Consider the following 24528-nt stretch of genomic DNA (forward strand, 5'->3'; position numbering starts at 1 on the left):
GGTGCGGGCATGGGGTCGGGCCGGGGCGGTGGTTTGCGGTGGCGGCTGCTGGCCGCCGGGGTGCCGGCGGGCGTGGCCGGGGTGGCGGCCTGGGCGCTGGTCGCCGACGACAAGGCGGGGTGGACGGTCGTCGCGGGAGCGGCGGCGGCGGTCGCGGGCGGGTTCGGCCCATCGGTGTGGCAGTGGCTGACGGCTCGGCGGCAGCGGCGCGAGCGCCGGGGCCGGGAGCTGGCGGACGCTCTGGTGGCGGACCTCCCGGCCTCCGTGGCCTGGCTGCTGCATCCGCAGGCGGCGGTGGTCCGGTTCTTCGGCCGGGGCTGGGTGCTGCGGGAGTTGCAGACGTGGTGCGAGGACTCGGGCGCGTCCCCGGTGCGCCTGGTGGTGGCCGGCGGCGGGGTGGGCAAGACCCGGCTGGCCCGGCACTTCGCGACCGGCCTGTCGGGCTGGACGTGCTGGCCGGTCGCGCCGCGCGGGGAGGCGCGGGTGGCGCGACTGGTCGCCGACGGGGAAGCCCCCGCCCGGCTGCTGCTGGTGGTCGACTACGCCGAGACCCGCGATCCGGCGTCGCTGGCCGCCCTGCTCTGCGCGGCGCAGCGGGCCGAGGGGGTGCGGGTGCTGCTGCTGGCCCGCACCGCCGGGCTGTGGTGGTCCACCCTGTCGGCGGCGTACCCCGAGCAGGCGCACCTGGTGGACGCCCTGACCACACCCGCGAACGTCGTCGAGCTGTCGGCGCGGGTCGAGGAGCGGGCCCCCGCCGAGATCGTCGCGGACGCGGTGGCGCAGTTCGCCGCGCACCTGCGGTACGCGCCGCCGGTGGGGTTCACGCCGCAGGCCCACGACGCGGACACGCCGGTGCTGCGGCTGCACGCCGAGGCGCTGCTGGCGGTCCTCGGCGGCCCGCGCGGCGGGGGCCGCTACGACGTGCTGGCCGAGGTGGTCGGCCACGAGGCGCGCTACTGGCGCGGCTACGCCCGGCGCTCCGGGCTGGTCGCCGCCGACGACGCGGACGCCCGGGAGGCGGTGCTGCGTCAGGTGGTGGGCGTCGCGGCCCTCCTCGGCGCCGACGACGACGAGCAGGCGGCGGGCATCGTCCGTCGGGCCCCGCTGCTGGGCGCGGACCCGCCGACGCCGGTGGTGGACGCCTTCGTGCGGTGGCTGCGCGGGCTGTATCCGGCGGCGGGGTCGGGCGGCGCGTTGGGCACGTTGCAGCCGGATCTGCTCGCGGAGGGCCTGGCGGTGGCGGTGTTACGCGACTGCGCGCCGGCCGAGCGGGCGGCGGTCTTCTCGGGGCTGCCCAGGGCGCAGGCGGTGCGGGCGTTGACGGTGCTGGGCCGGGCGTGCGCGCACCAACCGGACGCCGACGAGATGATCGAGGCGGCGCTGGGCGCCGACCTGCCGATGATGACCGAGGCGGTGCTCCGGGTCGGCACGCAGTTCCCGGGCAGGTTCGCCGCCCGGGTGGCGAACCTGCTCACGACGGGCCCGGTCCCGGCCGGGTGGGCGCGCGAGTGGGCGCGCCGGGTGCCCTATCCGTCCCTGGAGCTGGGCCCGGTCGCGGTGGCGCTGACCGCCAGGGTGCTCGGCGACCTGCCGCCGGAGGCGCCCCCGCAGGAGCGGGCGAGCTGGCTCAGCCAGCAGGCGCTCCGGCTCGCGGAGGTGGGCCGGCGGGCCGAGGCGCTGGCCGCCAGCGGGGAAGCCGTCAGACTGCGCCGTGACCTGGCCGCCGCCGACCGCGCCGCCCACCTTCTCGGCCTCGCCAGGTCCGTGAACAACCACGCGGTCCGGCTCGCGGAGGCCGCCCGCCCGGCCGAGGCCCTGGCCACCAGCGCGGAGGCCGTCGGCCTCTACCAGGAGTTGGCCGCCGCCGACCGCGCCGCCCACCTGGCCGAACTCGCCTCGTCCGTGCACAACCACGCGGTCCGGCTCGCCCTGGCCGGCCGGTCGGCCGAGGCCCTGGCCACCAGCGGGGAGGTGGTCGGCCTGCGCCGCGAGCTGGCCACCGCCGACCGCGCCACCCACCTCGCCGACCTCGCCGGGTCCGTGAACAACCACGCGCTGCGGCTGGCGGAGGCCGCCCGCCCGGCCGAGGCCCTGGCCACCAGCGCGGAAGCCGTCGACCTCTACCGCGAGCTGGCCGCCGGCAACCGCGACGCCCACCTTCCCGAACTCGCCGGGGCGGTGAGCAACCACGCGATCCGACTCGCCCAGGCCCGCTGGCCGGCCGAGGCCCTGGCCACCAGCGCGGAAGCCGTCGACCTCTACCGCGAACTGGCCGCCAGCAACCGCGAGGCCCACCTTCCCCAGCTCGCCAAGGCGCTCTGGGTCGCCGGTTTCGTGGCGCTGATCGTGGGTTACGCGAGCGACCACACGGTCGCGATGACGGCCGAGGGCCTGCGGCACCTCGAGGCGCTGGCCGCCGCCGAGCCGGCGGCGTTCGCGGAGCTGCGGGACCTGGCCGCGGAGACCCTCGCCCGGCTGCGCCGGCTGGCCGCCGAGCAGGCCGCCGCAGCGGACCCCGGCGACGCGCCACCGAACCGGGCGGCCGACCGCGGGTGACGCGATCAGCAGCCGCCCGCTGACGGAGTCGTCCGGACGTCGCCGCCGACGTACGGGACGGCATTCGCGAATTTCTATTACCTCGGGGGATTCCCGGCCGGATCCGCCTGTCCTAACGTGTCGAGGAGACCGGAGGTGGCGGCGTGCGTGTGTTGTTGATGGCGTATGGGTCGCGCGGGGACGTCCAGCCGCTGGTGGCCCTCGCGGTGCAGTTACGGGCCGTCGGCGTCGAGGTGCGGGTGTGCGCGCCGCCGGAGGAGCGGTGCACCGAGCTGCTGGCCGGTGTCGGCGTGCCGGTGGTGCCCTTCGGCCCGCCGGTGCGCTCGCTGGTGGGCAAGGTCGGGCAACCGACGACGGGCCCCCAGATCGCGGCCGAGCTGGTCGCCGCGCACTTCGACACGGTCGCCGCAGCGGCCGAGGGGTGCGACGCGCTGGTGGCGGCCGGCCTGATGCCGGCCGGCGCACGCTCGGTGGCCGAGAAGCTGGGCATCCCCTACGTGTACGCCTGCTACCTCCCGCTGCGCCTGCCGTCGCGGCACTACCCGCCGCCGTGGGTGGCGGGCCTGCCGGTCCCGCCGGACACGACCGACAACCGGGCGCTCTGGGACCTGGACGCCGAGCGTATGAACGCGCTGTACGGCGAGGCGCTCAACACCCGGCGGGCGTCGATCGGCCTGCCCCCGGTGGACAACGTCCGCGACCACGCCTTCACCGACCGGCCGTGGCTGGCCTCGGACCCGGTCCTGGGGCCGTTGCGGGGCCTGTCGGATCTCGACGTCGTGCAGACCGGCGCGTGGTTCCTGCCGGACGAACGCCCGCTGCCGGCCGAGGTGCGGTCGTTCCTGGACGACGGCGCGCCCCCGGTCTACCTGGGCTTCGGCAGCATGCCCATGTACTCGAAGGACACCACCCTGCTGGCGGTCGAGGCGATCCGCGCGCAGGGGCACCGCGTGGTGGTCTCCCGGGGCTGGTCCGACCTGACCCCGATCGAGGACCGGGACGACTGCCTGGTCCTCGGCGAGGTCAACCTCGAGGCCCTGTTCGGCCGGGTGGCCGCCGTCGTCCACCAGGGCGGCGCGGGCAGCACGTTCACGGCCGCCCTGGCCGGCGCGCCCCAGGTGGTGATCCCCAACTCCCCGGACACGCAGCTCTACGCCGACCGGGTGGCCGAACTGGGCATCGGCACCGCCGAGGAGCCCGTGCCGACCTTCGAGTCCCTGTCGGCCGCGCTCAAGACGGCCCTGGCTCCCGAGACCGGCGCACGGGCGCGCGCCGTCGCCGGCACGATCCGCACCGACGGGGCGGCGGTGGCCGCGCGGCTGCTGCGCGACATGGTGGGCACGGGAAGGTAGCGCTACCAGGAGACGGGCAGCTCGATCAGCTTCTGGATGCCCGCGCCGGACCGGAACGGCAGCTCCTGCACCGGGACGGCGAGGCGCAGGCCGGGCAGCCGCTCGATCAGCGCGCGGACGGCGATCTCCACGGTGGCACGGGCCACGTTCTGCCCGATGCACTGGTGGACGCCGAAACCGAACGCCACGTGGTCGCGGACCGTCTGCCGGTGCCAGTCCAGGGAGTCCGGCCGCTCGTGGACGTCCCCGTCCCGGTTGATGAGGGAGGTCATGAACAGCACGCCGTCGCCCCTGCGGATGGTGGTTCCCTCGACCTCGATGTCCGCCGTGGCCACCCGAGGCATGCCCTCGGCGATGGACAGCAGCCGCGTCAGCTCCTCCACGGCGGCGGGCATCAGCGACGGATCGGCTCGCAGCTCGGCGAGCCGCTCGGGGGCTTCGAGCAGGGCGACGACGCTAAGCGAGATCATGCTGGTGGTGGTGTCGTGGCCGGCCGCCAGCAGGACCAGCATCAACTGGAGCAGTTCCTCGCTGTCCACGCGGCCCGTCGCGCCGTGCTCCGCGATGAGGTCGTCGAGCACTCCCTCGCCGGGGTTGTGCCGCTTCCTCTCGATCAGCGCGCCCAGGTAGGCCATGAGGAGGTCGTAGGCTTCGTTGCCGTGCGCGCCGAACAGGAGCTGGTGCGACTGCCGCTCGAAGAAGTCGTGGTCGTCGTACGGCACGCCGAGCAGGTCACACAGCACCCGCATGGGCACGGGCGAGGCGAACGCGCGGATCAGGTCGGTGGGGGCATCCCTGCCAAGCATGTCGTCGAGCTGCCGGTCGACGATCTCCTGGACTCTCGGGCGCAGCGCGTTGATCCGCCTGATGGTGAAGCTGGAGATCAGCAACCTGCGCCGGGCGTTGTGCACCGGGTCGTCGACGCCCACCAACATGGTGGCGATCTTCAGGACCTTCTTCTGCACGTCGGTGGCGGCGGCGGCCACCCGCGCGGTGAGCATGGGCCACTCGGGGTTGGTGCGGTCGCTGGAGAGGCGGGGGTCGACCAGGAGCCGGCGGGCCATGGCGTGGCCGGTGACCGCCCACGCCGTCCGGCCGTCGTAGAGGGTGACCTGGGAGATCGGGCGTTGCTCGGCCAGCAGCCGATATCCGCTCGGCGGCTGGTAGGGGCAGGTGCGGTCCTGGGGGAAGGCTACGGCGTCGGTTGTGCGGATGTCCGTCATGTCGGTCCTCACAAGCCCGGGAAGCATGCGATCCGCTGTCGTGGGCCGCAGCGCGGCGCCACCGCCGAATGATATGGCAGGAGCTGCCGGCGGGTTGTCCCTCGACCGGACAGCTCCGCCGGGGCAAGGGGCTTGTGGCCCGTCCCGTTCGGGACCCGGTCCCGACCCGGACGGTCCGGCCGACCCTGCCCCCGGCCACCCCGCCGCCCCTACCGTCGGGTGGGGAACGAGGAGGGGTCGCCATGAGGACGTGGCAGGTGCGGGACGTAATGACGGCGGACGTCGCTGCGGTGCGCGAGGGCACGGCGTACCGGGAGATCGTGGACGTGCTGACCGGCCGACACGTCACGGCGGTGCCGGTGGTGGACGACGCCCGGCGGGTCCTCGGCGTGGTCTCCGAGGCGGACCTGCTGCACAAGGTGGAGCTGCTGGGGCAGCCCCACGAGCGGCGGGTGTTCCCGAGCCGGCGGCTCCGCGAGGCGCGCGCCAAGGCCGGGGCGACCCTCGCCGAGGACCTGATGACCGCGCCCGCGGTCACCGTCGCGCCGGACGCGTCGCTGGTGGAGGCGGCCCGGATGATGACCGAGCGGCACGTGAAGCGGCTGCCCGTGGTGGACGACCTGGGCCGGCTGGTGGGCATCGTGACCCGGGGCGACCTGCTGCGGGTGCACCTGCGCCCGGACGAGCACGTCCGCGCCGACGTGGTCGACGAGGTGCTGCGCCGGGTGCTGGGGGTGCCGGACGGGGTGGTCGACGTCGCGGTTCGCGACGGCGTGGTCACCCTCACCGGCCAGCTCGACCGGTGGTCCCGGGCGCGCCTCGCGGTGCGGCTCGCCGCCCAGGTCAGCGGCGTGGTCGAGGTGGTCGACGCGCTCGGCTACGCCGTCGACGACGGCCCCCGGCCCGCGCTGCGCGTCGGCGTCGGCTGACGTCGCCACGCTGCGCGGAACGACAGGCCGGCGGGCGGGAACATGGTGTGGGGTGCCCGCCCGCCGGCCGGTCAGCCCCCGGCGAGGACGTCGAGCAGCAGCGCCGCCGTCCAGGCGAACGCGGGCGAGCCGAGGCCCGCGCCCGTGTCGGGGTGGAAGTACTCGTGACAGCCGGCCGTGGCCACCAGCCCGATCATCGACTCGCGCAGCCCGGCCGCCAGGTCGGGCCGGCGGTGGGTGCGCAGCCCCCGCCACAGCAGCCAGCCGAGGTTCATCCAGCTCGGCCCCCGCCAGTAGCGCAGCGGCTCGAAGTCGTCGGCGGTGCGGTCGTGGCTGGGCAGCGGCCGGTCCATCCGGGCGGCCAGCCCGAACCGGGGCGAGCACGCCTCGGCGAGCACGGTGGCGACCTGCCGTCCCGGCAGGTCGGGCAGCGCCAGCGGGGCGAGGCCGAGCGCGGTGCGGGCCGGCAGGAGCCGCCCGGTGCGCAGGTCGCGGGGGTGGAAGACGCCGGTGGCCGGGTCGTAGAGCCGGTCGAGGAGGGCGGCGGTGATCCGGGCCGCGCGCTCGCGGTGCGGGCCGGGGTCGCCGCCGACCTCGGCGGCGATGCGCGCGAGCGCGTGCTCGGCGAGCCCGAGCGCGGTGTTGAACAGCGGGCACTCCACCAGGAACGGGTGCGCCCCGGCGAGCCCGTCGTCGCGGTACCGGCCGTCGCGGTAGGCGTCGACCAGCGCGACGTACCGCGCGTAGTCGAGGTCCGTGGGGCGGTGCGCGGCGTCGGCGTGGGCGGTGTCGTGCCGCCGGTACGCCCGCATGACCGCCGCGTCGGCGGGCACCCGTGCCAGCGGCGCGTCCCAGGCGGGGCTGTTGTCCAGCCCGGACTCCCACGGGTGCACGAGGCAGGCCAGCCCGCCCCCGCCGACGTCGCGCGCCCGCCCCAGGTAGCGCTGCTGGGCGACCAGCCGGGGGTAGAGCCGGGCCAGCGCCGCCCGGCCGGCGTCGGACGGGGCGCGGCGGTGCGCCAGCCAGGCGGCGAGGGCGTGCACGGGCGGCTGGACGAGGCCGGAGGTGGCGGCGGCGGGCGCGCCCTCGGCGCGCGCCGAGTCCCAGAACTCGGGGCCGGGGAAGTACGACCCGGGCCGCAGCGCGGGGTTGAACACGATGTGCGGCACCCGGCCGTCGGCCCACTGGGCGGCGAAGAGGCTGCCCAGCTCCCGCCAGGCGCGCGCGGGGCGCACGTGCGCCAGCCCGACGGCGACGAACGCCGAGTCCCAGCTCCACTGGTGCGGGTAGAGGGTGCGCGACGGGACCGTGTGGTCGTGCTCCCAGTTGCCGTCGAGGGTGGCCACGGCCAGCCGGCGCAGCGCGGCGAGGTCCGGCGCGTCGCCGTCGCCCCGAGCGGCGGGCACGCGGAGGCCACCGCCGGGGGCCGGGCCGGCGGGCACGCGGGACCCGCCGTCGGCGGCGGTGCCGGTGCTCACGCCGGGAGCCGTTTCGGTTGGGCGTGCCGCAGCACGGTGGCGGCCTGCTGCAACGCCTGCACCGGCTCGCCGCGCAGCCGGCACTCCACGGCCAGCCAGCCCGGGTAGCCGATGTCGAGCAGGGTGCGCGCCAGCGCCCGCCAGTCGAGGTGGCCGGCGCCGGGCTGGCAGCGGTTGGAGTCGCTGACCTGCACGTGCCCGAGGTAGGGGGCGGCGGCCCGCAGGGCGGCCTGCACGTCGTCCTCCTCGATGTTCATGTGGAAGGTGTCGGCGACCACGCGCACCGAGGGCAGCCCGACGGCGGCGCAGAGGGCCACCGCCTCGTCGAGCCGGTTGACCATGTGGTCCTCGTACCGGTTGAGGGGTTCGAGGAAGAGGGTGACCCCCTCGGCGCGGGCGTGCTCGCCGAGCGTGCCGAGGGCGTCGACGAGCACCCGCCGGTCGGCGGCGGGCGGGCGGGGCGGCTCGAACGGCGGCAGCCGGCGGGAGAACATCCCCCAGGCGGCGGGGGTGATCGCCCCGAGGCCGCCCAGCTCGGCGATGACCGTGAGCTGGGAGCGCAGGTTGCGCACGGCGTCGGCGGAGCGGGTGGGGTCGAAGTCGCCGATGAAGTGGTCCATCTCGACGCAGACGGTCGGCATCACCACCCCGGCGGCGCGGGCCCGGCGCAGCTCCGGCAGCCGGCGGGCGAAGGACATCTCGCCCCGGCCGCGCAGCTCGATCCCGGCGAAGCCGAGGGAGGCGGCGAGGGCGTGCTTGGCGATCAGGTCGGCGCCGGGGAGCAGCTGCTCCTGGCAGGCCAGCGGAATGGTCATGTCGGAAACCTCAGCACCACTTGGAGGACGTCGTCGGCACCGCGGTCGAGCAACGCCAGCGCGTCGGCCACCGCGCCCGCGTCGACGACGTGGCTCACCAGCGGCAGCGGGTCGACGCTGCCCTCGGCCACCAGGTCCATGAACGTGTGGGCGACGCGGGCCCCGCTCCACCGGCCGGCCAGGCCGGGTGCCGGGGCGGGCCCGGAGACCTGGGCCGCCACGAGCTGGATGCGGTTGTGGTGGAACTCCTCGCCGAGCCCCAGCCCGTCGGCGTGCCCCTGGTAGAAGCCGGCGGCCACGACGCGGCCGGCGTGGGTGGTGGCCCGGATGGCCTCGTGCAGCGCCGGGTACGCCCCGGACAGCTCCAGGCAGACGTCCGCGCCCCGGCCGTCGGTCACCCGGCGCAGCGCGACGGCCGCGGACTCGGTGCGGGCGTCCACGACGAGCCGCGCGCCGCTGCGGGCGGCGTGCGCCAACCGGGCGGGCAGTCGGTCGACGGCCGCTACCCGGGCCCCGGACAGGGCCGCCAGCCGGGTGGCGAGCAGCCCGATGACGCCCTGGCCGAACACGCCCACCCAGTCGCCGAGGTGCAGGTCGGCGGCGAGGACGGCGGTGAGCGCGATCGCGCCGGGGCGGGCGAAGACGGCGGCGATCGGGTTGAGGCCGGCGGGCAGGGGGTGGACGGCGTCGGCGGGGACGACCGCCTCGGCCCGGTGCCCCCAGATGCCCCAGACGGTCTCGCCGGGTCGCCGCCAGGTCACGTCGGGCGCGACCTCGACGAGGTCGCCGACCTCCTCGTAGCCGAAGCCGGCCAGCGGGTAGGGCGGCGGGGCCTGGCGGGGGACGAACATCCGGGCGGCGTCGTCCCATTCCTTGGTCAACCGGGGGTTGCTGCCCCGGTAGAGGGTCAGCTCGGTGCCGGCCGAGATGCCGGAGTAGCGGGTGCGGACGCGGACCTGGCCGGGGCCGAGCCGGTCGCGGGGGCAGGGCACGAGGCCGATCCGGCGGGGCCCGGCGAGAGAGACAACCCAGTTGACCATGAGTCACATCCCGGTAGCACTGGGCTCCAGTCTAGGCAAGAAATCGGCATATGTCTTGTTATTGATCAATCGAAGGTATTGAATCCTTCTTGTACCCCTTCGAGAGGAGTGCCACCGATGTCATCACCCTCGATGCGGATCCTCGCCTCGACCCTGATCATGGCAGTGACGAGCGCCTCCCTGCTGGCCTGCGGCGACGACGGGCCCGACGACGGCTCGACGCTGACGGTGTGGAGCCTGGAGGACGTGGCCGACCGGGTCACGGCCACCAGGGCGATCATCGCCGACTTCACCGCCCGCACCGGGACCAAGGTGGAGCTGGTCACCGTCAACGAGGACCAGTTCCCCGCGCTGATCGCCACCAGCGCGGCGGCCGGCGAGCTGCCCGACGTGGTCGGCTCGGTCCCCCTGGCCGGCGTGCGGACCCTCGCCGGCAACGAGCTGCTGCACCCCTCGGCCAACGGCGAGATCGTCGAGGCCCTGGGCCGGCAGACCTTCTCCCCCCGCGCCCTGGAGCTGACCGCCGACGGCGGCCGGCAGCTCGCCGTGCCCAGCGACGGGTGGGGGCAGCTCCTGGTCTACCGCAAGGACCTCTTCGCCGCCGCCGGGCTGCCCGCTCCGAACACGTACGAGAGGATCGCCGCCGCCGCCGCGAGGCTGCACACCGGCGGCGTCGCCGGCATCGTCGCGGCCACCGCCGAGGGCGACGTCTTCACCCAGCAGACCTTCGAGCACCTGGCTCTGGCCAACAACTGCCAGCTCACCGACGACGCCGGCGAGGTCCGGCTCGACTCCCCCGAGTGCGTCGAGGCGTTCCGCTTCTACGGCGACCTGATGCGCCGTTTCTCCGTCCCCGGCGCGCAGGACGTGGACACCACCCGGGCCACCTACTTCGCCGGCCGCGCGGCCATGGTGCTCTGGTCGCCGTTCATCCTCGACGAGCTGGCCGGGCTGCGCGACGACGCCCGGCCCACCTGCCCGCAGTGCCAGGCCGACCCGGGGTTCCTCGCCCGCAACAGCGGCTTCGTCACCGCGATCAAGGGCCCGCACGCCGCCGGCCCCGGCCAGTACGGCGAGATCAGCTCCTGGGCGGTGCTCGACGGCGCGGCCGATCCGGCGGCGTCGCTGGTGCGCCACATGCTCTCCGACGGCTACCCCCGCTGGTTCGGCATGTCCCCCGAGGGGCGCTTCCCCGTCCGCCGAGGCACCGCCTCCGAGCCGGAGAAGTTCCTCGCCGCCTGGGCCGCCAGCCCTGCCGGGGTCGACCGCCGGCAACCCCTGGCCCAGGTGTACGGCGACGACGTGCTGACCACCCTGCGCCGCAGCCCGGACACCTTCCAGCGCTGGGGGCTCACCCAGGGTCAGGGCGCGCTCGTCGGGGCGATCCTCGGCGAGCTGCCGGTGCCCAAGGCGCTCTCCGGCGTCGTCTCCGGCCGCGCCGATCCCGCCACGGCGGCGCGGCGGGCCGCCCGGGACGTGAAGGCGATCAAGGCGGGCGTCAATTGACCACCACCGCGAAGGGCCCCCGCCGCTCCCCCGCCCGCCCGGCCCGCCCCGGCCGCCGCCCGCTGACCCTGCGCCGCCGCGAGTCCCGCGCCGGGCTCGCCCTGGTCGCCCCGACCCTGCTCGTCGTCGTCGCGGTGGTCGGCGTGCCGATCGTCTGGACCGTCGTGCTGGCCTTCCAGCGGGTCCGCCTCGCCACCCTGCGCAAGACGGGGCTGTTCGGGGAGTTCACCCTGGACAACCTCGACCGGGTGATCCACACCCCCGGCTTCGCCGACACCCTGTGGACCACGCTGCTCTACAGCGTCGGCGCGACGCTCGGCTCGATCGCGCTCGGCCTCGTCGCCGCGCTGGTGGTGCGCCGGCCGTTCCGGGGCCGCGCCCTGGTCCGGGCGTCGCTGCTGCTGCCGTACGTCGCGCCGGTGGTCGCGGTCGCCTTCGTCTGGCAGGTGATGCTCGACCCGCAGTTCGGCATCGTCAACGACTGGGGCCGGCGGTTCCTCGGCTGGGACGCCCCGGTCCCGTTCCTGTCCCAGGAGTCGACCGCGCTGTGGACGGTGATCGCGTTCGAGGCGTGGCGGTACTTCCCGTTCGCCTTCCTCTTCCTGCTGGCCCGCCTCCAGGCCGTGCCCGGCGAGCTGGAGGAGGCCGCCCGGGTGGACGGGGCCACCCCCACCCAGCGGTTCCGGCACCTGCTGCTGCCGCAGCTCATGCCCGTGATCGCCCTGCTCGCGCTGCTGCGCTTCATCATGACGTTCACCAAGTTCGACGACGTCTACCTGCTCACCGGCGGGGCCGCCGGCACCGAGGTGGTCAGCGTCCGGGTCTACCGGTTCCTCACCGCCCGCGCCGACGTCGGCGCGGCGGCGGCGCAGGCCGTCGTGCTGGCCCTGGCGCTCGTCGTCCTCGTCGCGCTGTACCTGCGCTTCTTCGCCCGGGAGAGGGAGTCGTGATGGACCGGGACCGGATCGAGACGGTCACCCTGCGCTGGCTGCGGCGGCTCGTCGTCGCCGGCTTCCTGGCGGTCACGCTGGTGCCGTTCTGGTACATGCTGGTGCTCTCGGTGCGCCCCATCGAGCGGCTGCTGCTCGACCCGGGCTCGCTGCTGGTGCCGCTGGGCGAGCTGACCGTCGACACGTACGCCGAGGTGTTGCGTTCCGTTGACGACGGCGGCCAGGGCTTCGGCACCTTCATCCGCAACAGCGGCCTGGTGGCCCTCGCCGCCACGGCGCTGAGCCTGCTCGTGGCGCTGCCCGGCGCGTACGCGGTCTCCCGGCTGCGGTTCTTCGGTCGCCGCCAGGTCAGCGCGCTGTTCCTGGCGGTCTACCTGTTCCCGTCGATCGTGGTGGCGATCCCGCTCTTCGTGGTCTTCACCCGGGCGGGGCTGCGCGGCTCGCTCGGCGGGCTGGTGCTGGTCTACCTGTCGCAGACCCTGCCCGTGTCGGTCTACATGCTCAAGAACTACCTGTCGACCATCCCGGTCAGCCTGGAGGAGTCCGCCGCCATCGACGGGGCGGGCCGGCTCGGGATCATCCGCCGGGTCAGTCTGCCGCTCGCCGCCCCGGCCATCGCGGCGGTCGCGCTCTACGACTTCATGATCGCCTGGAACGAGTACCTGTTCGCGCTGCTCTTCCTCGTCGACCGGCCCGACCGGTGGACGGTGTCGCTCGGGCTGTCGCTGCTCGCCGACGGCGTGGAGGTGCCCAAGACCGTGCTGATGGCCGGCTCGGTCGTGCTCACCCTCCCCGTCGTGCTGCTCTTCTTCGCCGGGGAGCGGCTGCTCACCGAGGGGCTGACCGGCGGCGCGGAGAAGGGGTGAGCCGGGCGCGGGGTGGGCCTCCCTGCCCACCCCGCGCCTCCCGGTCAGGCCAGCCGGGCCTCGATCGCCTCGATGATCCGGGGACGCAGCTCGGCGGCGCGGATCACCGCGTCGACCGAGCCCACCCGCACGGCGCGGGCGATGTCGTGCACCCGGTCGAACTCGGTGGCCACCTCGCCGAGCTTCTCCGCCCGCACCGAGGCGCGCAGTTCGTCCAGCTCGGCGGTCAGGGCGGCGCGGTCCGCGCCGGAGGCCGCCGCGACCCGGGCCTCCAGGTCCCGCACCCGCGCGTCGGCCGCCGTGCGGCCGTTGACGTCGCTGGAGAAGACCACCGCGGCGGCGGGGGCGCCGCCGAGCACGGAGGCGAACGAGCCCTCCAGCGCGAGCACGGTCATGTTCGGGTTCAGCGCCTTCGAGAAGACCACGAACGCCCCGCCGTGGTACCGCGAGATCACGCAGAACACGATCGGCCCACGGAAGTTCACGATCGCCCGGCCGATCTCGGCCCCGTACTCCAGTTGCAGCTTGCGCATCGACTCGGGCGAGCCGTCGAAGCCCGACAGGTTCGCCAGCACCACCAGGGGCCGGTTGCCGCTGGCCGCGTTGATCGCCCGCGCCGCCTTCTTCGACGAGCGCGGGAAGAGCGTGCCGGCCGTGTAGGTGTCCGGGCCGTCGGTGGGCGGGAAGCCACGCCGGGGCACCGAGCGGGACTCGATGCCGAGCAGGCAGACCGGGATGCCGCCGAGGTGCACGTCCTGCACCACCGCCGTCTCCGCGTCGGCCATGCCCGCCCAGCGCTCCAGCACCGCGTGGTCCTGGTCGGCGAGGGCCCGCATCACCGTACGGATGTCGAAGGGCTTCTTGCGGTCGGGGTTGTGCGCGGCCGAGAAGATCTGGCCGACCGTGGTGAAGTCGCTGCCCTCCACGGTGTGCGGGAAGTCGGAGACGTCCCGGTCGACCGGGTCGGTGGTGACCGCCCGGCGCGGCCCCTCCTCGCCCGGCGCGACGTACGTGTGCTCGTAGTGGGCCATCAGCACGTCCCGCGCGGCGAGCAGGTTCGGCGCCCAGTACTGCGCCTGCCCGTTCGGCCCCATCACCCGGTCGTAGCCGCCGATGCCGAAGTTGTCCTCGGCGGAGACGCCGCCGGAGAAGTCGAGCGACTGCTTGCCGGTGAGCACCATCGCCGAGTCCGGCGTCATCACCAGGATGCCCTTGGTGTGCATGAGCATCGTCGCCTCGGCGTTCCAGTACGGCTGCGCGCCGACGGTGATGCCCGCGACGACGATGTTGATCTCGCCGCCGTCCTGGGTGAACTCGACGATCCGCTTGAGCGCCGCCGCCACCCAGTCCATGTTCTCCGTGCCCGACTCCATGGAGATCCGGGCGCCCGAGGAGAGCGCGTACCACTCCAGCGGCACGCGCAGCCGCTCGGCCAGGTCCAGCGCGGCGATCACCCGGCGACACTCCGGCTCCGACAGCGCGCCGAGCGACTTCGTCGGGTCGCCCAGCAGCACCACCCGGGCGACGCCCTCCGGGTGCAGCCGGGTCGGCGTGCTCACCACGCCCGCGACGATCGCCGCCCTGTTGCGCCCCTTCGGCCGGTCCACCGGCACCAGCACGTGGTCGCCGTCGAGGTCGTGCTCGACGAAGTCGCCGAGCAGGCCCGTCAGCTCGTACGGGTAGACGGTGTTGCGGCTGCTCGCCCGCAGCACCTTCTGCCGGTAGTCGTCCAGCGGCTCGACCGGCTCGTCCGACGGCTCGCCGATGGTCAGCTTCGCCGCGCCCGTGGCGTCGAAGGAGACCCGCACGGCGGTCTTGACCAGCTCGCCGGTGCGGCGGTCCCGCTGCCGGCCGATGAAGAGCATCTCCTCCAGCCCGGCGCCGGCGGTGGTCGGCAGCACGCGCGCGGCCAGCATCTCCAGCTCCGCGCGGCTGACGTCGCTCGGCGGCCAGACGTAGATGACGATCCGGTTGGTGTTGACGCGCTTCTTCGACGGCCGGCGCGACTGCGCGCGGCGGATCGAGTCGAGGCAGGTGGCGATGGCGTCCTCGGCCGTGGGCAGGGCCACCAGCCGACCGTCGGTCTCGCGCAGCGCGGTCAGGTCGCGCACCTGGGCGAACGCGACGAGGCGGTCGTCGGAGGGGTTCTCCCGCGCCACGCACTGGAACAGGTAGACCTCCTCGTCCGACGACGGCAGCCGGGTGAGGTCGAACTTGCGCAGCCGTTCGAGCTGCATCCGCTGCGCGATGTACGGGTGCAGGCCCCGCACCAGCCGCTCCTCGGCCATCCCGGCGGTCGACGGGCGGAACGTGAAGTGGTGGTGCATCACCGTGCCGCTGCGGCCCGCGACGGTGACGGTGAGCCGGCGGAGCTGCTCCGGCAGCGGCTGCGCGGCGACGACCTCGTGCAGCGCGGCGGCCAGCGCGTCGGAGTCCTCCGGCTGGCGCTCCCAGGCCACGTAGACGTCGGCGTCGACGTTCTCCTCGTCGGCGGCCAGCTCCGCGAGCCCGCGCAGCGCGTCGCCGAGGGCGTCGAAGCGCACCGCCGTGGAGACCAGGCACGAGTCCGCCCGCCCGGCGACCACGAACGTGCAGCCCGCGACCTCGCGGGTGCGCACGCCGGTGAGCCCCTTGTTGCCGTAGTAGCGGCGGGTCAGCACCTCCAGCATGACCGTGTTGTCCAGGTTGTCGCGGACGAGCCGCTGGCCGAGCAGCCGCACCAGCGGCTCGGTGCAGCGCACCATCTCGGCGACGCGCTCGGCGCGGTCCGCGGCGTCCGGGTGCGCGTCGAGGTGGCGCAGGTGCTTGCGGACGTCGGCGTAGACGCGGGCGCGGTTGCGGCGCAGCAGCGGCTGGCCCAGCCAGGCGAAGACCACGCCGCGCGCCAGGTCGGCGACCACCGGGAAGCGGACCTGCGTGGCGGCCACCAGCCGCTCCAGGCTGAGGCCGGTCGGCTCGCGCAGCGCCTCGTCCGGCGGCGGCTCCCGCAGCCAGGCGCGCAGCAGCGTCGCGACGACCGTGGCGTCGACGGACGCCCGCTGCTGGGCGAGGAAGATCCGGAACACGGCGGCTTCCAGCTCGGGCGAGCGCTCCAGCTCGGTGACGCCGTAGTGCCCGAGCGCCTTGGCGAGCTTGGCCCGGAACGACTCCGGCAGCCCGGCCCGCTCCACGTCGAGGCTCTGGAGGTAGGTGTGGAAGTACTCGCGGGCGCTGTGGACGTGGCTGTCGACGCCGTCCTCGCCCGCCGGGCGGTTGCGGCTCAGCTCCGCCAGGTCGGCGAAGAGGTCGACCAGTTCCAGCTCCTCGGTCAGCGGCCGGTGGCCGTCGGCGACGGCCGCCCGCCGCGCGGCGAGGTAGTCGTCGAGCACCCGGCGCTCGTCGTGCGGGTCCACGTCGAAGCCGAGCAGCAGGCTGCGCAGGTCCTCCTGGCCGCGCGTGGTGCGCTCCCGCGCCGGGGCCTGGCCGGGCGCGGACGGCAGCTCCAGCTCGACGGACGCGCCGGCCGAGGCGTCCTCGGCCTCGGCGTCGTCGTCGGCGAGGGGCTCCAGCCGCAGCAGCGGGGCGCCGGTCTCCACCTGGCTGCCCACGGAGACGGCGCACTCCCTCAGCCGCGCCCGGAACGGCGCCCGCAGCACCGTCTCCATCTTCATGCTCTCCAGCACCAGCACCGGCGCGCCCGCCTCGACCTCGGCGCCGACCTCCAGCGGCGTGGCGACGACCAGCGCGGGGGCGGGCGAGCGGACGACGCCGCCCTCGTCGCGGCTGACCCGGTGGGTCACGCCGTCGACCTCGACCAGGTGGATCGGCCCGTGCGTGCCGGTGAGCAGGCGGTAGCGGATGCCGTTGACGACGATCTGCCCGGTGTGCCGGTCGAAGCGGTCCAGCTCCACGTCGGCGGTGCGGGCCTGGTCGCCGGCCTCGATGCCGACGCGGAACCGGTGCGCCCCGACGCGGGCCACGCGCACCCGGTAGCCGACGCCGCGCAGCTTGAGGTCCAGCGGCCGGCCGCTGGCGTGCTGCACCTGCGGGCGTCCGCCGAACGCCGTCGACAGCAGCCGCTGCCGCTCGGCGCGCTCCTCCTCCTCGTACGCCTCGATGGCGGCGGCGGCCAGCGCGACGGCGGAGTGCCGGTGGGAGACGAGGCGGCCCTCGCCGCGTACCCGGTCGATCCAGCCGGTGTCGGCGCTGGCGTCGATCACCTCGGGCTGGTCGAGCAGGTCGAGCACGAAGCTCTTGTTCGTCGCGCCGCCCTCGATGATCACGGTGGTCTCGGTCATCGCGCGGCGCAGCTTGCCGAGCGCCTCGTCGCGGTCGCGGCCGTACGCGATGATCTTGGCGATCATCGAGTCGAAGTCGGCGGGGATGGTGTCGCCCTCGCTGACGCCGGTGTCCACCCGGACGCCCGGCCCGGCGGGCAGGTCCAGCCGCACGATGCGGCCCGGCGACGGCGCGAAGTCGCGGTCCGGGTCCTCGGCGTTGAGCCGGGCCTCCACGGCGTGCCCGCGCTCCACCGGCGGCGCGCCCTCCAGCCGCCCGCCCGAGGCCACGTGCAGTTGCGCCTTGACCAGGTCGAAGCCGGTGGTCAGCTCGGTGATCGGGTGCTCGACCTGGAGCCGGGTGTTGACCTCCAGGAACGCGAACATCCGGTCGCCCGGGTGGTAGAGGAACTCGACGGTCGCCGCGCCCCGGTAGCCGACCGCGACGGCCAGCCGCTCGGCCGACGCCTTCAGCTCGGCCGCCTGTTCGGGGGCGAGCACCGGCGACGCCGACTCCTCGATGACCTTCTGGTTGCGCCGCTGCACGGAGCAGTCGCGCACGCCGAGCGCCCACGCGGTGCCCTGGCCGTCGGCGATCACCTGCACCTCGACGTGGCGCGCGCCGGTGACCAGCCGCTCCAGGAAGACGATGCCGCTGCCGAACGCCCGCGCGGCCTCCTGGCTGGTGCGCTCGTACGCGTCGGCCAGGTCGGCGGGGTTGGTGACCACCCGGATGCCGCGCCCGCCGCCACCGGCGGTCGCCTTCAGCATCAGCGGGTAGCCGATCCGCTCCGCCGCCGCCAGGGCGGCCTCCAGCGTCTCCACCGGGCCGCGGCTCCATGGCGCGACCGGCACGCCGACCTCCTCGGCGATCAGCTTCGCGCCGATCTTGTCGCCGAGCTTGCGCATCGCGTCCGGGCTCGGCCCGACGAAGGTGACCCCGACCTTCTCGCACAGCTCCGCGAACGCCGGGTCCTCCGCCACGAAGCCCCAGCCGACCCACGCGGCGTCGGCCCCGGTCTCCACGAGCGCGCGCTCCAGCGCCTTCAGGTCGAGGTACGGCCGCGCCGACGCGGGACCGAGGTCGTACGACAGGTCCGCCTCGCGCACGAACGTGGCCGCGCGGTCGACGTCGGTGTGCAGGGCGACGGTCTCGATCCGGGCCCCGGTTTCGGCGGCCAGTTCCCGGACCGCGTGGATGAGCCGCATGGCGGCCTCACCACGGTTGACGATGGCGACACGACTGAACACGCGAGGAGCCCTCCTGTGGACCAACGATGTACGCGCCGTGACACGGCGGACCTTCGGCAGGCTTCCACCCTTCCGTGTGCCGGCGGGCAGCGCCATGTCGCAGACGACGCACGTCGGGCGGCTCAGTTTGTAGGAAACCACCAATCACCGTTGTTGACTGACCCCTGACCAGGGCGCGCGCGGACGGGACGATCATGCGGTCCGCCGCGGTCGGACTGTGCCACGACTCAGCCCCGAGCCGGACGCCGACCCGGCCCGGCCGTAGCGCCGAGTCACCCTCCAGCCACAGCCGATCCGACCCCCGCCGAGGCCGTTCGCCCCGCCCTCACGGACCGGCCCGCCGGCCTCCCCTCCCCGGACGGTCCGGCGCCGCCCGCTCCTCCTCCCCGTTCGCCTCGGGGCTCCCGGCGCGGCCCGGTCGCCCGACGGTTAGCGTGGGACGATGGCCAACCCGACCCGCTGGGACACCGACACCGGCCCCGAGCACTCGCAGTGGTACGTCGACCGCTTCCGCCAACTGGCCGCCGAAGGCGCGGACCTGGCCGGGGAGGCCCGGCTGTTGGACGCGCTGGTGCCCCCGGGCTCACGCATCCTCGACGCCGGCTGCGGCACCGGGCGGGTGGGGGCGGCGCTGCATGCCCGGGGCCACACGGTGGTGGGCGTCGACGCCGACCCGGTGCTGGTCGAGGCCGCCCGCGCCGACCACGCCGGCCCCCGCTGGCTGGTCGGCGACCTGGCCGAGCTGGACCTCGCGGCGGCCGGCGAGACCGAGCCGTTCGACGCCGCCGTGGTGGCCGGCAACGTGATGGCCTTCGTCGCGCCCGGCACCGAGCGGGAGGTGCTCCGCCGCATCGCCGCCCACCTGCGCCCGGACGGGGTGGTGGCGATCGGCTTCGGCACCGACCGGGGCTACCCGCTCGCCGACTTCGACGCCGACGCGGTCGCCGCCGGGCTCCGCCGGGAGCACCGCTTCGCCACCTGGGATCTGCGCCCCTGGCGGGACGACGCGGACTTCGCGGTCACGATCCTGCGCCGCCCGGCCGAGACGGTGTGAGAAGGGGACCCTTCTCTACCGTATGCGTTGACAAGGTGCCCTTCCTTACCCCGTAGCGGCGCGGGCGGCGGCCGGGTCGAGGGGGCTGCCGGCGGGCAGCAGGCTCACCAGCCCGGCCGGCAGCCGCACCGGCCGCACGCCCCGGTAGCCGAGCAGACCGAGCACCTCGGCGTCGGCCAGCGCGTACCGCCGACCCAGGTCGGTGACCACGCTCAGCGCGCCCCCGGTGGCCCCCGGCGCGGCGGCCGACTCGACCACGGCCCCGCGCCCCGGCGCCACCACCACGTGGTCGGCGGTCGCCGCGCCGCCTCCGGTCCGGGGGCTGCCGGAGAGGTCGGGCACGCTCGCGCCGAGCCGCACGTCGCGCTCCTCGCCGTCGCCCCCGACGCCGACGCAGAGCGCCCCGCCGTCGGGGGCGGTCAGCCGGGGCGGGCTGGGCGGCGGGGCGGCCGGACCGGTCGGCACCAGGTCCGGCAGCGTGGGCAGGGTGGCGAACCGGCCCAGGGGCAGCGCCACCGGCTCGCCCTGCCCGGTGCGGGCGAGCAGCAGGCTGGCCTGCAACTCGGTGATGCCGGCGAGGCCGGCGGCCAGGGCGACGGCGTACTGCCGGCCGCCGCCGGTGTTGCGGATGAGGAAGACGTCGCCGACCACCGCGCCCGGCACCCCGGGCGCGGGCTGCCCGAGCCCGGGCAGCTCCAGCGGGGCGAGGTCGGCCCCGGCCGGAATGCTGTCGATCAGGGCGGGCGCGACCGGCACGGCCCGCTGCGGGGTGGCGGCGAGCGCGGCGAGCACCCGCACGCTGTCGCGCAGCAGGTAGCGGCGCGCGTGCCAGACCAGGTGCAGGCTGCCGTCCGGGTGCCGGAGCAGGAGACCGTCGCCGCCGGGTGCCCGGCCTCCCCTGGCAGCCGACCCGACCAGCAGGGCCGACCGGGGGGCGCTGCGCTCGGCCTCGGTGGTGGCCACCGAGCAGACCGTCCACGGGCCGGTCGACAGCCGGCCCCGGGCGGGCAGCGAGTCGGGGGCGTCGGGGATGCCCAGCGGCAGGCCGCGCGGCACCCCCTCGATCGAGCGGCGGGAGACCAGCACCGTCTTCGGGCGCTCGGCACCGATGATCAGCAGCGCGGAGGCGTAGTTGAGCACCGGGTGCAGCCGCTGCCCCCGGTAGACGAACCGGGCCCCGGACTCCCGCTCCACGATCACCGCGCCGGGGTCGCGCCACGTGCTGCCGCCGCCGGCGAACAGCCCGTAGAGGGCGAAGCCGCCGAGGGCGATGGCGGCGACCAGGACGCTGGCCAGCCCGGCCCCGGCCAGCCGGCGGAACGGCGACCGCGCCGGGTCCGTCTCCCGCATCACCAGCGCGGCGACCGCCCGCTGGAGGGTGAACTGGTACGAGTGAAGCTGGTCCTGCCGCGACGGCATGCGCCCCTCCGACGGTCGGTCGGGGCACAGGATAAGCGCTGCGTCGACACCCCGTGGACCCTCCGTGGTCGCGGGCGGTGGCGTGCGATGATCGTTCCCGGGGGCGTCGGCGGCCCGCAGGACCCGGCGATCCTGCTCACCCCCGAGCGCGTGACGGCCGCCCTGGGTGGCCTGCGGATCGACCGCGCCGAGACGGTACGCCGCCCGGTGCCCGGCCCCGACGGCACGCCGGTCGACGCCCTCGACACCCTCGTCCTGGCCACCCGCCCCTGAGCGGGTGCCGGGCGACCGGCGGCCTGCCGTGGGGCCCCGCGTAGCGACCGACGCGGCGTGACCGACGGCCGTGATCGACGAGGCGCGACCGACCCGGGCTGATCCTCGCAGCGTGATCGACTCCGTGTCGGCGACATGGGGCTTTCCGGGGCGGGGTGAAGGCGCGATGTCGCCGACACGGAGTCGCCCCAGACGCGTCACGGGTGCGCGTCTACGCGTTCGGGTCCCACTCTGCGAGCTGCTCCATCGGCTCGGTGTCGCCGGTGTTCTCCAGGCTGTCGAGCGGGACGCGGTCGTAGAAGTAGAGGACCAGTTGGCTCGCTGCGCCTCGCATCACCAGGTCGCCCGGCTCCGCGTCGGCGGCCAGGTCGTCGCAGCGGACGCCGTCGGCGTCGAGGGTCAGGCGCCAGGAGCGGCCCTCGGTCGCGTGCAGGTCGATGGTCGCCGGCTTGAACGGCCAGGGGACGGTCGTCGCCGCGACGGTCGTCAGGAACTCGTCGACGCCCTCGACCGCGACGTCCGTCGGCAGCGGCCGCGCGGCCCCCTGGGTGAGCTGGACGTCGTAGGTGTGGACGGCAATCTCCTGGATCTGGTGCCGGGCCAGGGCTCCGCTGGTCTCCGGGGCCTGCGAGCGGCCCCACCAGGTCCAGCAGCCGCGCTCCGGGCCGGCCTCGCGCAGCGCGTCGAGCATGAGCGCGGTCGACTCGGCGAGCCAGGCGTCCAGGGCTTCGCGGTCCCGGGGCGCGGTCGGGGCGCCCTTCGGGTCCGTCTTCGCCGGGGGCGAAGCGCCCGGTCCCGCCGCGATGATGGCGGCCTGGCGACGGCGGCCGTCGCCGACGTGCTGCGCCAGTTCGCGCAGCGTCCAGTCCGGACAGGTCGGGACCTGGACGTCGAGGTCGGGGGCGGACGCGATCGCGGCGCGGAACGCGGCCGAGCGGTCTTCGATCAGCCGCAGGACCTCGGGGAACTCCACAGTGTTCTGCACCTCGGCTGTGTACCACCGCGCTCCGGCCGCCGGATAGCGAATTTGTCGGACGAACGCGTCGGCAGCGGGCGGAGCGCCGGCGCCGGCGGAGCAGGCGGCGGGCGCGCGGGCGGGGCGGGCCGGCGGATCGAAACGGCCGGTCAACGGGGCCGCGCGCCGGGCGGGTCCCGGGGCGGGCGGTCGCGGGGTGGGTCGCGGCGGGCGAGGGAGAGCCAGCCGAGGAAGCGGGCGTGCAGCGCCGCGAAGTCGGGGTCGCCGCCGAGGCGGTACGTGTCGTCCATCGCCTGCTGCATCGACGCGGTCAGGTAGAGCGCGAGCGTGACGGAGTTTCCGCGATAGGCGAACGCGAGGTCGAGCCGAGCCGGCGCGCAGGGCCAGGGCGCGGCGCAGGACCGGCACAGCCACGCGGGCCGCATCGGCTGGTGCGGCCGGGACGGTCGCCGGCTCAGCGGCGGCGGCACCGGTACGGGCATGATCTCTCCCCTCGCTCGTCCGTTGTGGAGGGCCGGCGGCCGTCCAGGTGGTGGAGGGCCGGTGGCCGTCCGGGTGTTGGAGGGTCGCCCGGCACGGGGGGATGTGCCGGGCGACCCGACGGGCGCGACCGCCGGGCCCTCGCCTCCACCGGCCGCGCCGTCCTGCAAAAACACCCTTCCGCGCGTAGCCCCACAGATACAGGGCGCAAGGGTATGGTCCCCAGACATCCACGACATCCCCCGGGAGGGACCGTGAACGATGCGCTGCGGGCCGCGCTGCACGAGACCGGGCACACCACCGAGTCACTCGCGGCGGAGGTCGGGGTCGACCCGAAGACGACCGCGCGGTGGCTGACGGAGGACCGCATCCCCCATCCCCGGCACCGCGCGGCGGCGGCGGCCGTCCTCCGCCGGGACATCAAGGACATCTGGACGGACAAGCCGAGACATCGGGGCTTCGTCTGGTTCCGCCCGTGGCAGGAGATCGAGCGCGAGGCGGTGTCGCTGCGCTCCTTCCAGTCCATGGTGCTGCCGGGGCTGCTCCAGACGGAGGCGTACGCCCGCGCGGTGCTCGGCGGCACGGGCCTGATCGCGCACGGCGACGTGGAGCGGCACCTCGCGACCCGGCTGGCCCGCCAGGGCATCCTGCGCCGCGACGACCCGCCGCAGTTCACCGCCGTCGTCGACGAGTCGGTGCTGCGCCGGCCGGTCGGCGGCCCCGAGACCATGCGCGAGCAGCTGAACGCCCTGGCCGCCGCGTGCGAGCAGCCGCACGTCCGGGTGCACGTCGTGCCGTCGCGGGTGGGCGCGTACGCGGGGCTGAACGGGCCGTTCGTCATCGCGACCAGCCCCGACCATCGCATCGCCGGCTACCTGGACACCCAACTGCACGGGGAGGTGGCCAGCGAGCCGGGCGACATCGCGGCGATACTGACGGCGTGGGAGAACGTGCGCGGCGAGGCGCTGTCGCACTGGCAATCGGTCGACCTGATCACGGAGGTGGCGCGGACATGGAGCTGACCGGCGCGCGGTGGCGCACGAGCACCCGCAGCAGCGGCAACGGCGGGGACTGCGTCGAGGTGGCCGACAACCTGCCCGGCGTCGTCGCCGTCCGCGACAGCAAGGACCGCAGCGGCCCCGCCCTCACCTTCCCCCCGACCGCCTGGCGCGCCTTCGTCGCGGGCCTCGCCGCGCCCGCCCGGGACGCCTGAGCCCCGGCGGCACCCGGACGACGCGGAACCGGTGACCTCCCCGCCCGGGGAGGTCACCTTTTTACCCTCTGCACTTCCCTATCCTTCCCTATCATTCCTATGATGAGGCGCAATGAGTAACGACATGTACTCGGTCGAGCAGGTCGCCGACCTGCTCGGCCTGCACGTCCGGACGGTGCGCGGCTACATCCGCACCGGTCGGCTCCGGGCGGCGCGGATCGGCAAGCAGTACCGGATCGCCCGCGCCGACCTGGACGCGCTGACCGGCCGGGACCGGCCCCCGTCGGCCGCTCCGGGCGGCGCGTCGGTGGAGGTGTCGAGCATCGTGCAGGTCGACGGCGTCGACCGGGCCGTCGCCGACCGGCTGGGCACGTTCGTCCTCGCCGGGGTGAACACCAACCACGACCCGGCGCGCCCGCTGCGCGTGCAGACCGTCTACGACGAGGAACGGAGCCGCATGAAGATCGTGATTCTGGGCGACCCCGCCGCCACCGCCGACCTGCTGCGCCTGCTCGACGCCGTGCTCGACGGCGACGACGGCCTGCTCGCGGCCGGCGGCGACGGCCCCCGCGAGGGGCGGGCCGACCATGCCTGACGAGGTGCGCGAGCTGGGCGGGGTGCCGGTGCTGGTGTGCGACCCGGCGGGCCCGCCGGTGGTGACCGTGCAGGACGCGCTGGACCTGATCGGCGCGGCCTTCCTCGGCGCCCAGGTGGTGGCGGTGCCCGCGAGCCGGCTGGGCGACGACTTCTTCTCCCTGGGCACCCGCTTCGCCGGCGAGGTCATGCAGAAGTTCGTCAACTACCGGCTGCGGCTGGTGGTCCTCGGGGACATCTCCCGGCACCTCGCCGCGAGCCCGGCCCTGCGCGCCCTGGTCCACGAGTCCAACAGGG

The 24528-nt window shown here is 75.2% G+C and carries 20 protein-coding genes; 12 read left to right on the plus strand and 8 right to left on the minus strand.

Annotated features, from left to right (window positions below):
* Nucleotides 1-9: 9 nt before the first annotated feature.
* Nucleotides 10-2556 carry a hypothetical protein gene (locus LPU43_RS20365; RefSeq protein WP_229402081.1) on the plus strand — a complete coding sequence of 849 codons (2547 nt, stop codon included), beginning with the start codon at nt 10-12 and terminating at the stop codon, nt 2554-2556.
* 143 nt (nt 2557-2699) lie between these two features.
* Nucleotides 2700-3908 (plus strand): glycosyltransferase, encoded by a 1209-nt coding sequence (locus LPU43_RS20370; protein WP_229402082.1) that lies wholly within the window; start codon nt 2700-2702, stop codon nt 3906-3908.
* A gap of 2 nt (nt 3909-3910) precedes the next feature.
* On the opposite strand, the gene LPU43_RS20375 is transcribed toward LPU43_RS20370, so the two are convergent.
* Nucleotides 3911-5131 carry a cytochrome P450 gene (locus LPU43_RS20375; RefSeq protein ID WP_229402083.1) on the minus strand — a complete coding sequence of 407 codons (1221 nt, stop codon included), beginning with the start codon at nt 5129-5131 and terminating at the stop codon, nt 3911-3913.
* Between the two features lie 242 nt (nt 5132-5373).
* On the opposite strand from LPU43_RS20375, the gene LPU43_RS20380 reads away from it, so the two are divergent.
* On the plus strand, nt 5374-6060 hold the full coding sequence (locus LPU43_RS20380) for a CBS domain-containing protein (protein ID WP_229402084.1): 687 nt from the start codon (nt 5374-5376) through the stop codon (nt 6058-6060).
* A 71-nt stretch (nt 6061-6131) separates the two neighbouring features.
* Here LPU43_RS20380 and LPU43_RS20385 read toward each other — a convergent pair whose 3' ends face one another.
* The 3 genes from LPU43_RS20385 to LPU43_RS20395 all read right to left on the minus strand — a co-directional run bounded on the left by LPU43_RS20385 (nt 6132) and on the right by LPU43_RS20395 (nt 9393).
* Nucleotides 6132-7466: an MGH1-like glycoside hydrolase domain-containing protein gene (locus tag LPU43_RS20385; protein ID WP_229402194.1), complete on the minus strand. Its 1335-nt coding sequence runs from the start codon at nt 7464-7466 to the stop codon at nt 6132-6134.
* A 68-nt stretch (nt 7467-7534) separates the two neighbouring features.
* On the minus strand, nt 7535-8353 hold the full coding sequence (locus tag LPU43_RS20390) for a sugar phosphate isomerase/epimerase family protein (RefSeq protein ID WP_229402085.1): 819 nt from the start codon (nt 8351-8353) through the stop codon (nt 7535-7537).
* Nucleotides 8350-9393, minus strand: a complete 1044-nt coding sequence (locus tag LPU43_RS20395) for a zinc-dependent alcohol dehydrogenase (protein WP_229402086.1) — start codon at nt 9391-9393, stop codon at nt 8350-8352. The genes LPU43_RS20390 and LPU43_RS20395 overlap by 4 nt, the downstream gene beginning before the upstream one ends.
* 117 nt (nt 9394-9510) lie before the next feature.
* On the opposite strand from LPU43_RS20395, the gene LPU43_RS20400 reads away from it, so the two are divergent.
* From LPU43_RS20400 to LPU43_RS20410, 3 genes are read left to right on the plus strand one after another with little or no spacing between them, the layout of a single operon-like run.
* Entirely contained in the window at nt 9511-10899 is a 1389-nt protein-coding gene (locus LPU43_RS20400; protein ID WP_229402087.1) for an ABC transporter substrate-binding protein, read from the plus strand.
* Nucleotides 10896-11849, plus strand: a complete 954-nt coding sequence (locus tag LPU43_RS20405; RefSeq protein ID WP_229402088.1) for a carbohydrate ABC transporter permease — start codon at nt 10896-10898, stop codon at nt 11847-11849. Before LPU43_RS20400 ends, LPU43_RS20405 begins: the two co-directional genes overlap by 4 nt.
* Nucleotides 11849-12715 (plus strand): carbohydrate ABC transporter permease, encoded by an 867-nt coding sequence (locus LPU43_RS20410; protein ID WP_229402089.1) that lies wholly within the window; start codon nt 11849-11851, stop codon nt 12713-12715. The genes LPU43_RS20405 and LPU43_RS20410 overlap by 1 nt, the downstream gene beginning before the upstream one ends.
* A gap of 44 nt (nt 12716-12759) precedes the next feature.
* On the opposite strand, the gene LPU43_RS20415 is transcribed toward LPU43_RS20410, so the two are convergent.
* Nucleotides 12760-18222: an ATP-binding protein gene (locus tag LPU43_RS20415; RefSeq protein WP_229402090.1), complete on the minus strand. Its 5463-nt coding sequence runs from the start codon at nt 18220-18222 to the stop codon at nt 12760-12762.
* A gap of 442 nt (nt 18223-18664) precedes the next feature.
* On the opposite strand from LPU43_RS20415, the gene LPU43_RS20420 reads away from it, so the two are divergent.
* Nucleotides 18665-19276: a class I SAM-dependent methyltransferase gene (locus LPU43_RS20420; RefSeq protein ID WP_229402091.1), complete on the plus strand. Its 612-nt coding sequence runs from the start codon at nt 18665-18667 to the stop codon at nt 19274-19276.
* Between the two features lie 45 nt (nt 19277-19321).
* Here LPU43_RS20420 and eccB read toward each other — a convergent pair whose 3' ends face one another.
* Entirely contained in the window at nt 19322-20695 is a 1374-nt protein-coding gene (gene eccB, locus LPU43_RS20425) for a type VII secretion protein EccB (protein WP_229402092.1), read from the minus strand.
* 87 nt (nt 20696-20782) lie between these two features.
* Here eccB and LPU43_RS20430 point away from each other — a divergent pair, with 87 nt between their 5' ends.
* Nucleotides 20783-20968: a hypothetical protein gene (locus LPU43_RS20430; protein WP_229402093.1), complete on the plus strand. Its 186-nt coding sequence runs from the start codon at nt 20783-20785 to the stop codon at nt 20966-20968.
* 211 nt (nt 20969-21179) lie between these two features.
* On the opposite strand, the gene LPU43_RS20435 is transcribed toward LPU43_RS20430, so the two are convergent.
* Both LPU43_RS20435 and LPU43_RS20440 read right to left on the minus strand, forming a co-directional pair.
* Entirely contained in the window at nt 21180-21953 is a 774-nt protein-coding gene (locus LPU43_RS20435; protein ID WP_229402094.1) for a maleylpyruvate isomerase family mycothiol-dependent enzyme, read from the minus strand.
* 140 nt (nt 21954-22093) lie between these two features.
* A complete protein-coding gene (locus LPU43_RS20440) occupies nt 22094-22426 on the minus strand; it encodes a hypothetical protein (RefSeq protein ID WP_229402095.1) in 333 nt (110 codons plus the stop codon).
* A 252-nt stretch (nt 22427-22678) separates the two neighbouring features.
* Between LPU43_RS20440 and LPU43_RS20445 the strand changes: the two genes are divergently transcribed.
* From LPU43_RS20445 to LPU43_RS20460, 4 genes are all read left to right on the plus strand, one after another.
* On the plus strand, nt 22679-23446 hold the full coding sequence (locus LPU43_RS20445) for a DUF5753 domain-containing protein (RefSeq protein WP_229402096.1): 768 nt from the start codon (nt 22679-22681) through the stop codon (nt 23444-23446).
* Complete coding sequence (locus LPU43_RS20450) at nt 23437-23637, plus strand: DUF397 domain-containing protein (protein ID WP_229402097.1); 201 nt, start codon at nt 23437-23439, stop codon at nt 23635-23637. The genes LPU43_RS20445 and LPU43_RS20450 overlap by 10 nt, the downstream gene beginning before the upstream one ends.
* A gap of 112 nt (nt 23638-23749) precedes the next feature.
* Nucleotides 23750-24232 (plus strand): helix-turn-helix domain-containing protein, encoded by a 483-nt coding sequence (locus LPU43_RS20455; RefSeq protein WP_229402098.1) that lies wholly within the window; start codon nt 23750-23752, stop codon nt 24230-24232.
* Nucleotides 24225-24528, plus strand: a 304-nt coding sequence (locus tag LPU43_RS20460) for a DUF4180 domain-containing protein (protein WP_229402099.1), incomplete at its 3' end; no start/stop codon positions are given. The genes LPU43_RS20455 and LPU43_RS20460, both read left to right, overlap by 8 nt.

Source organism: Micromonospora okii (assembly GCF_020884795.1).
GTDB classification, from domain to species: domain Bacteria; phylum Actinomycetota; class Actinomycetes; order Mycobacteriales; family Micromonosporaceae; genus Micromonospora; species Micromonospora okii.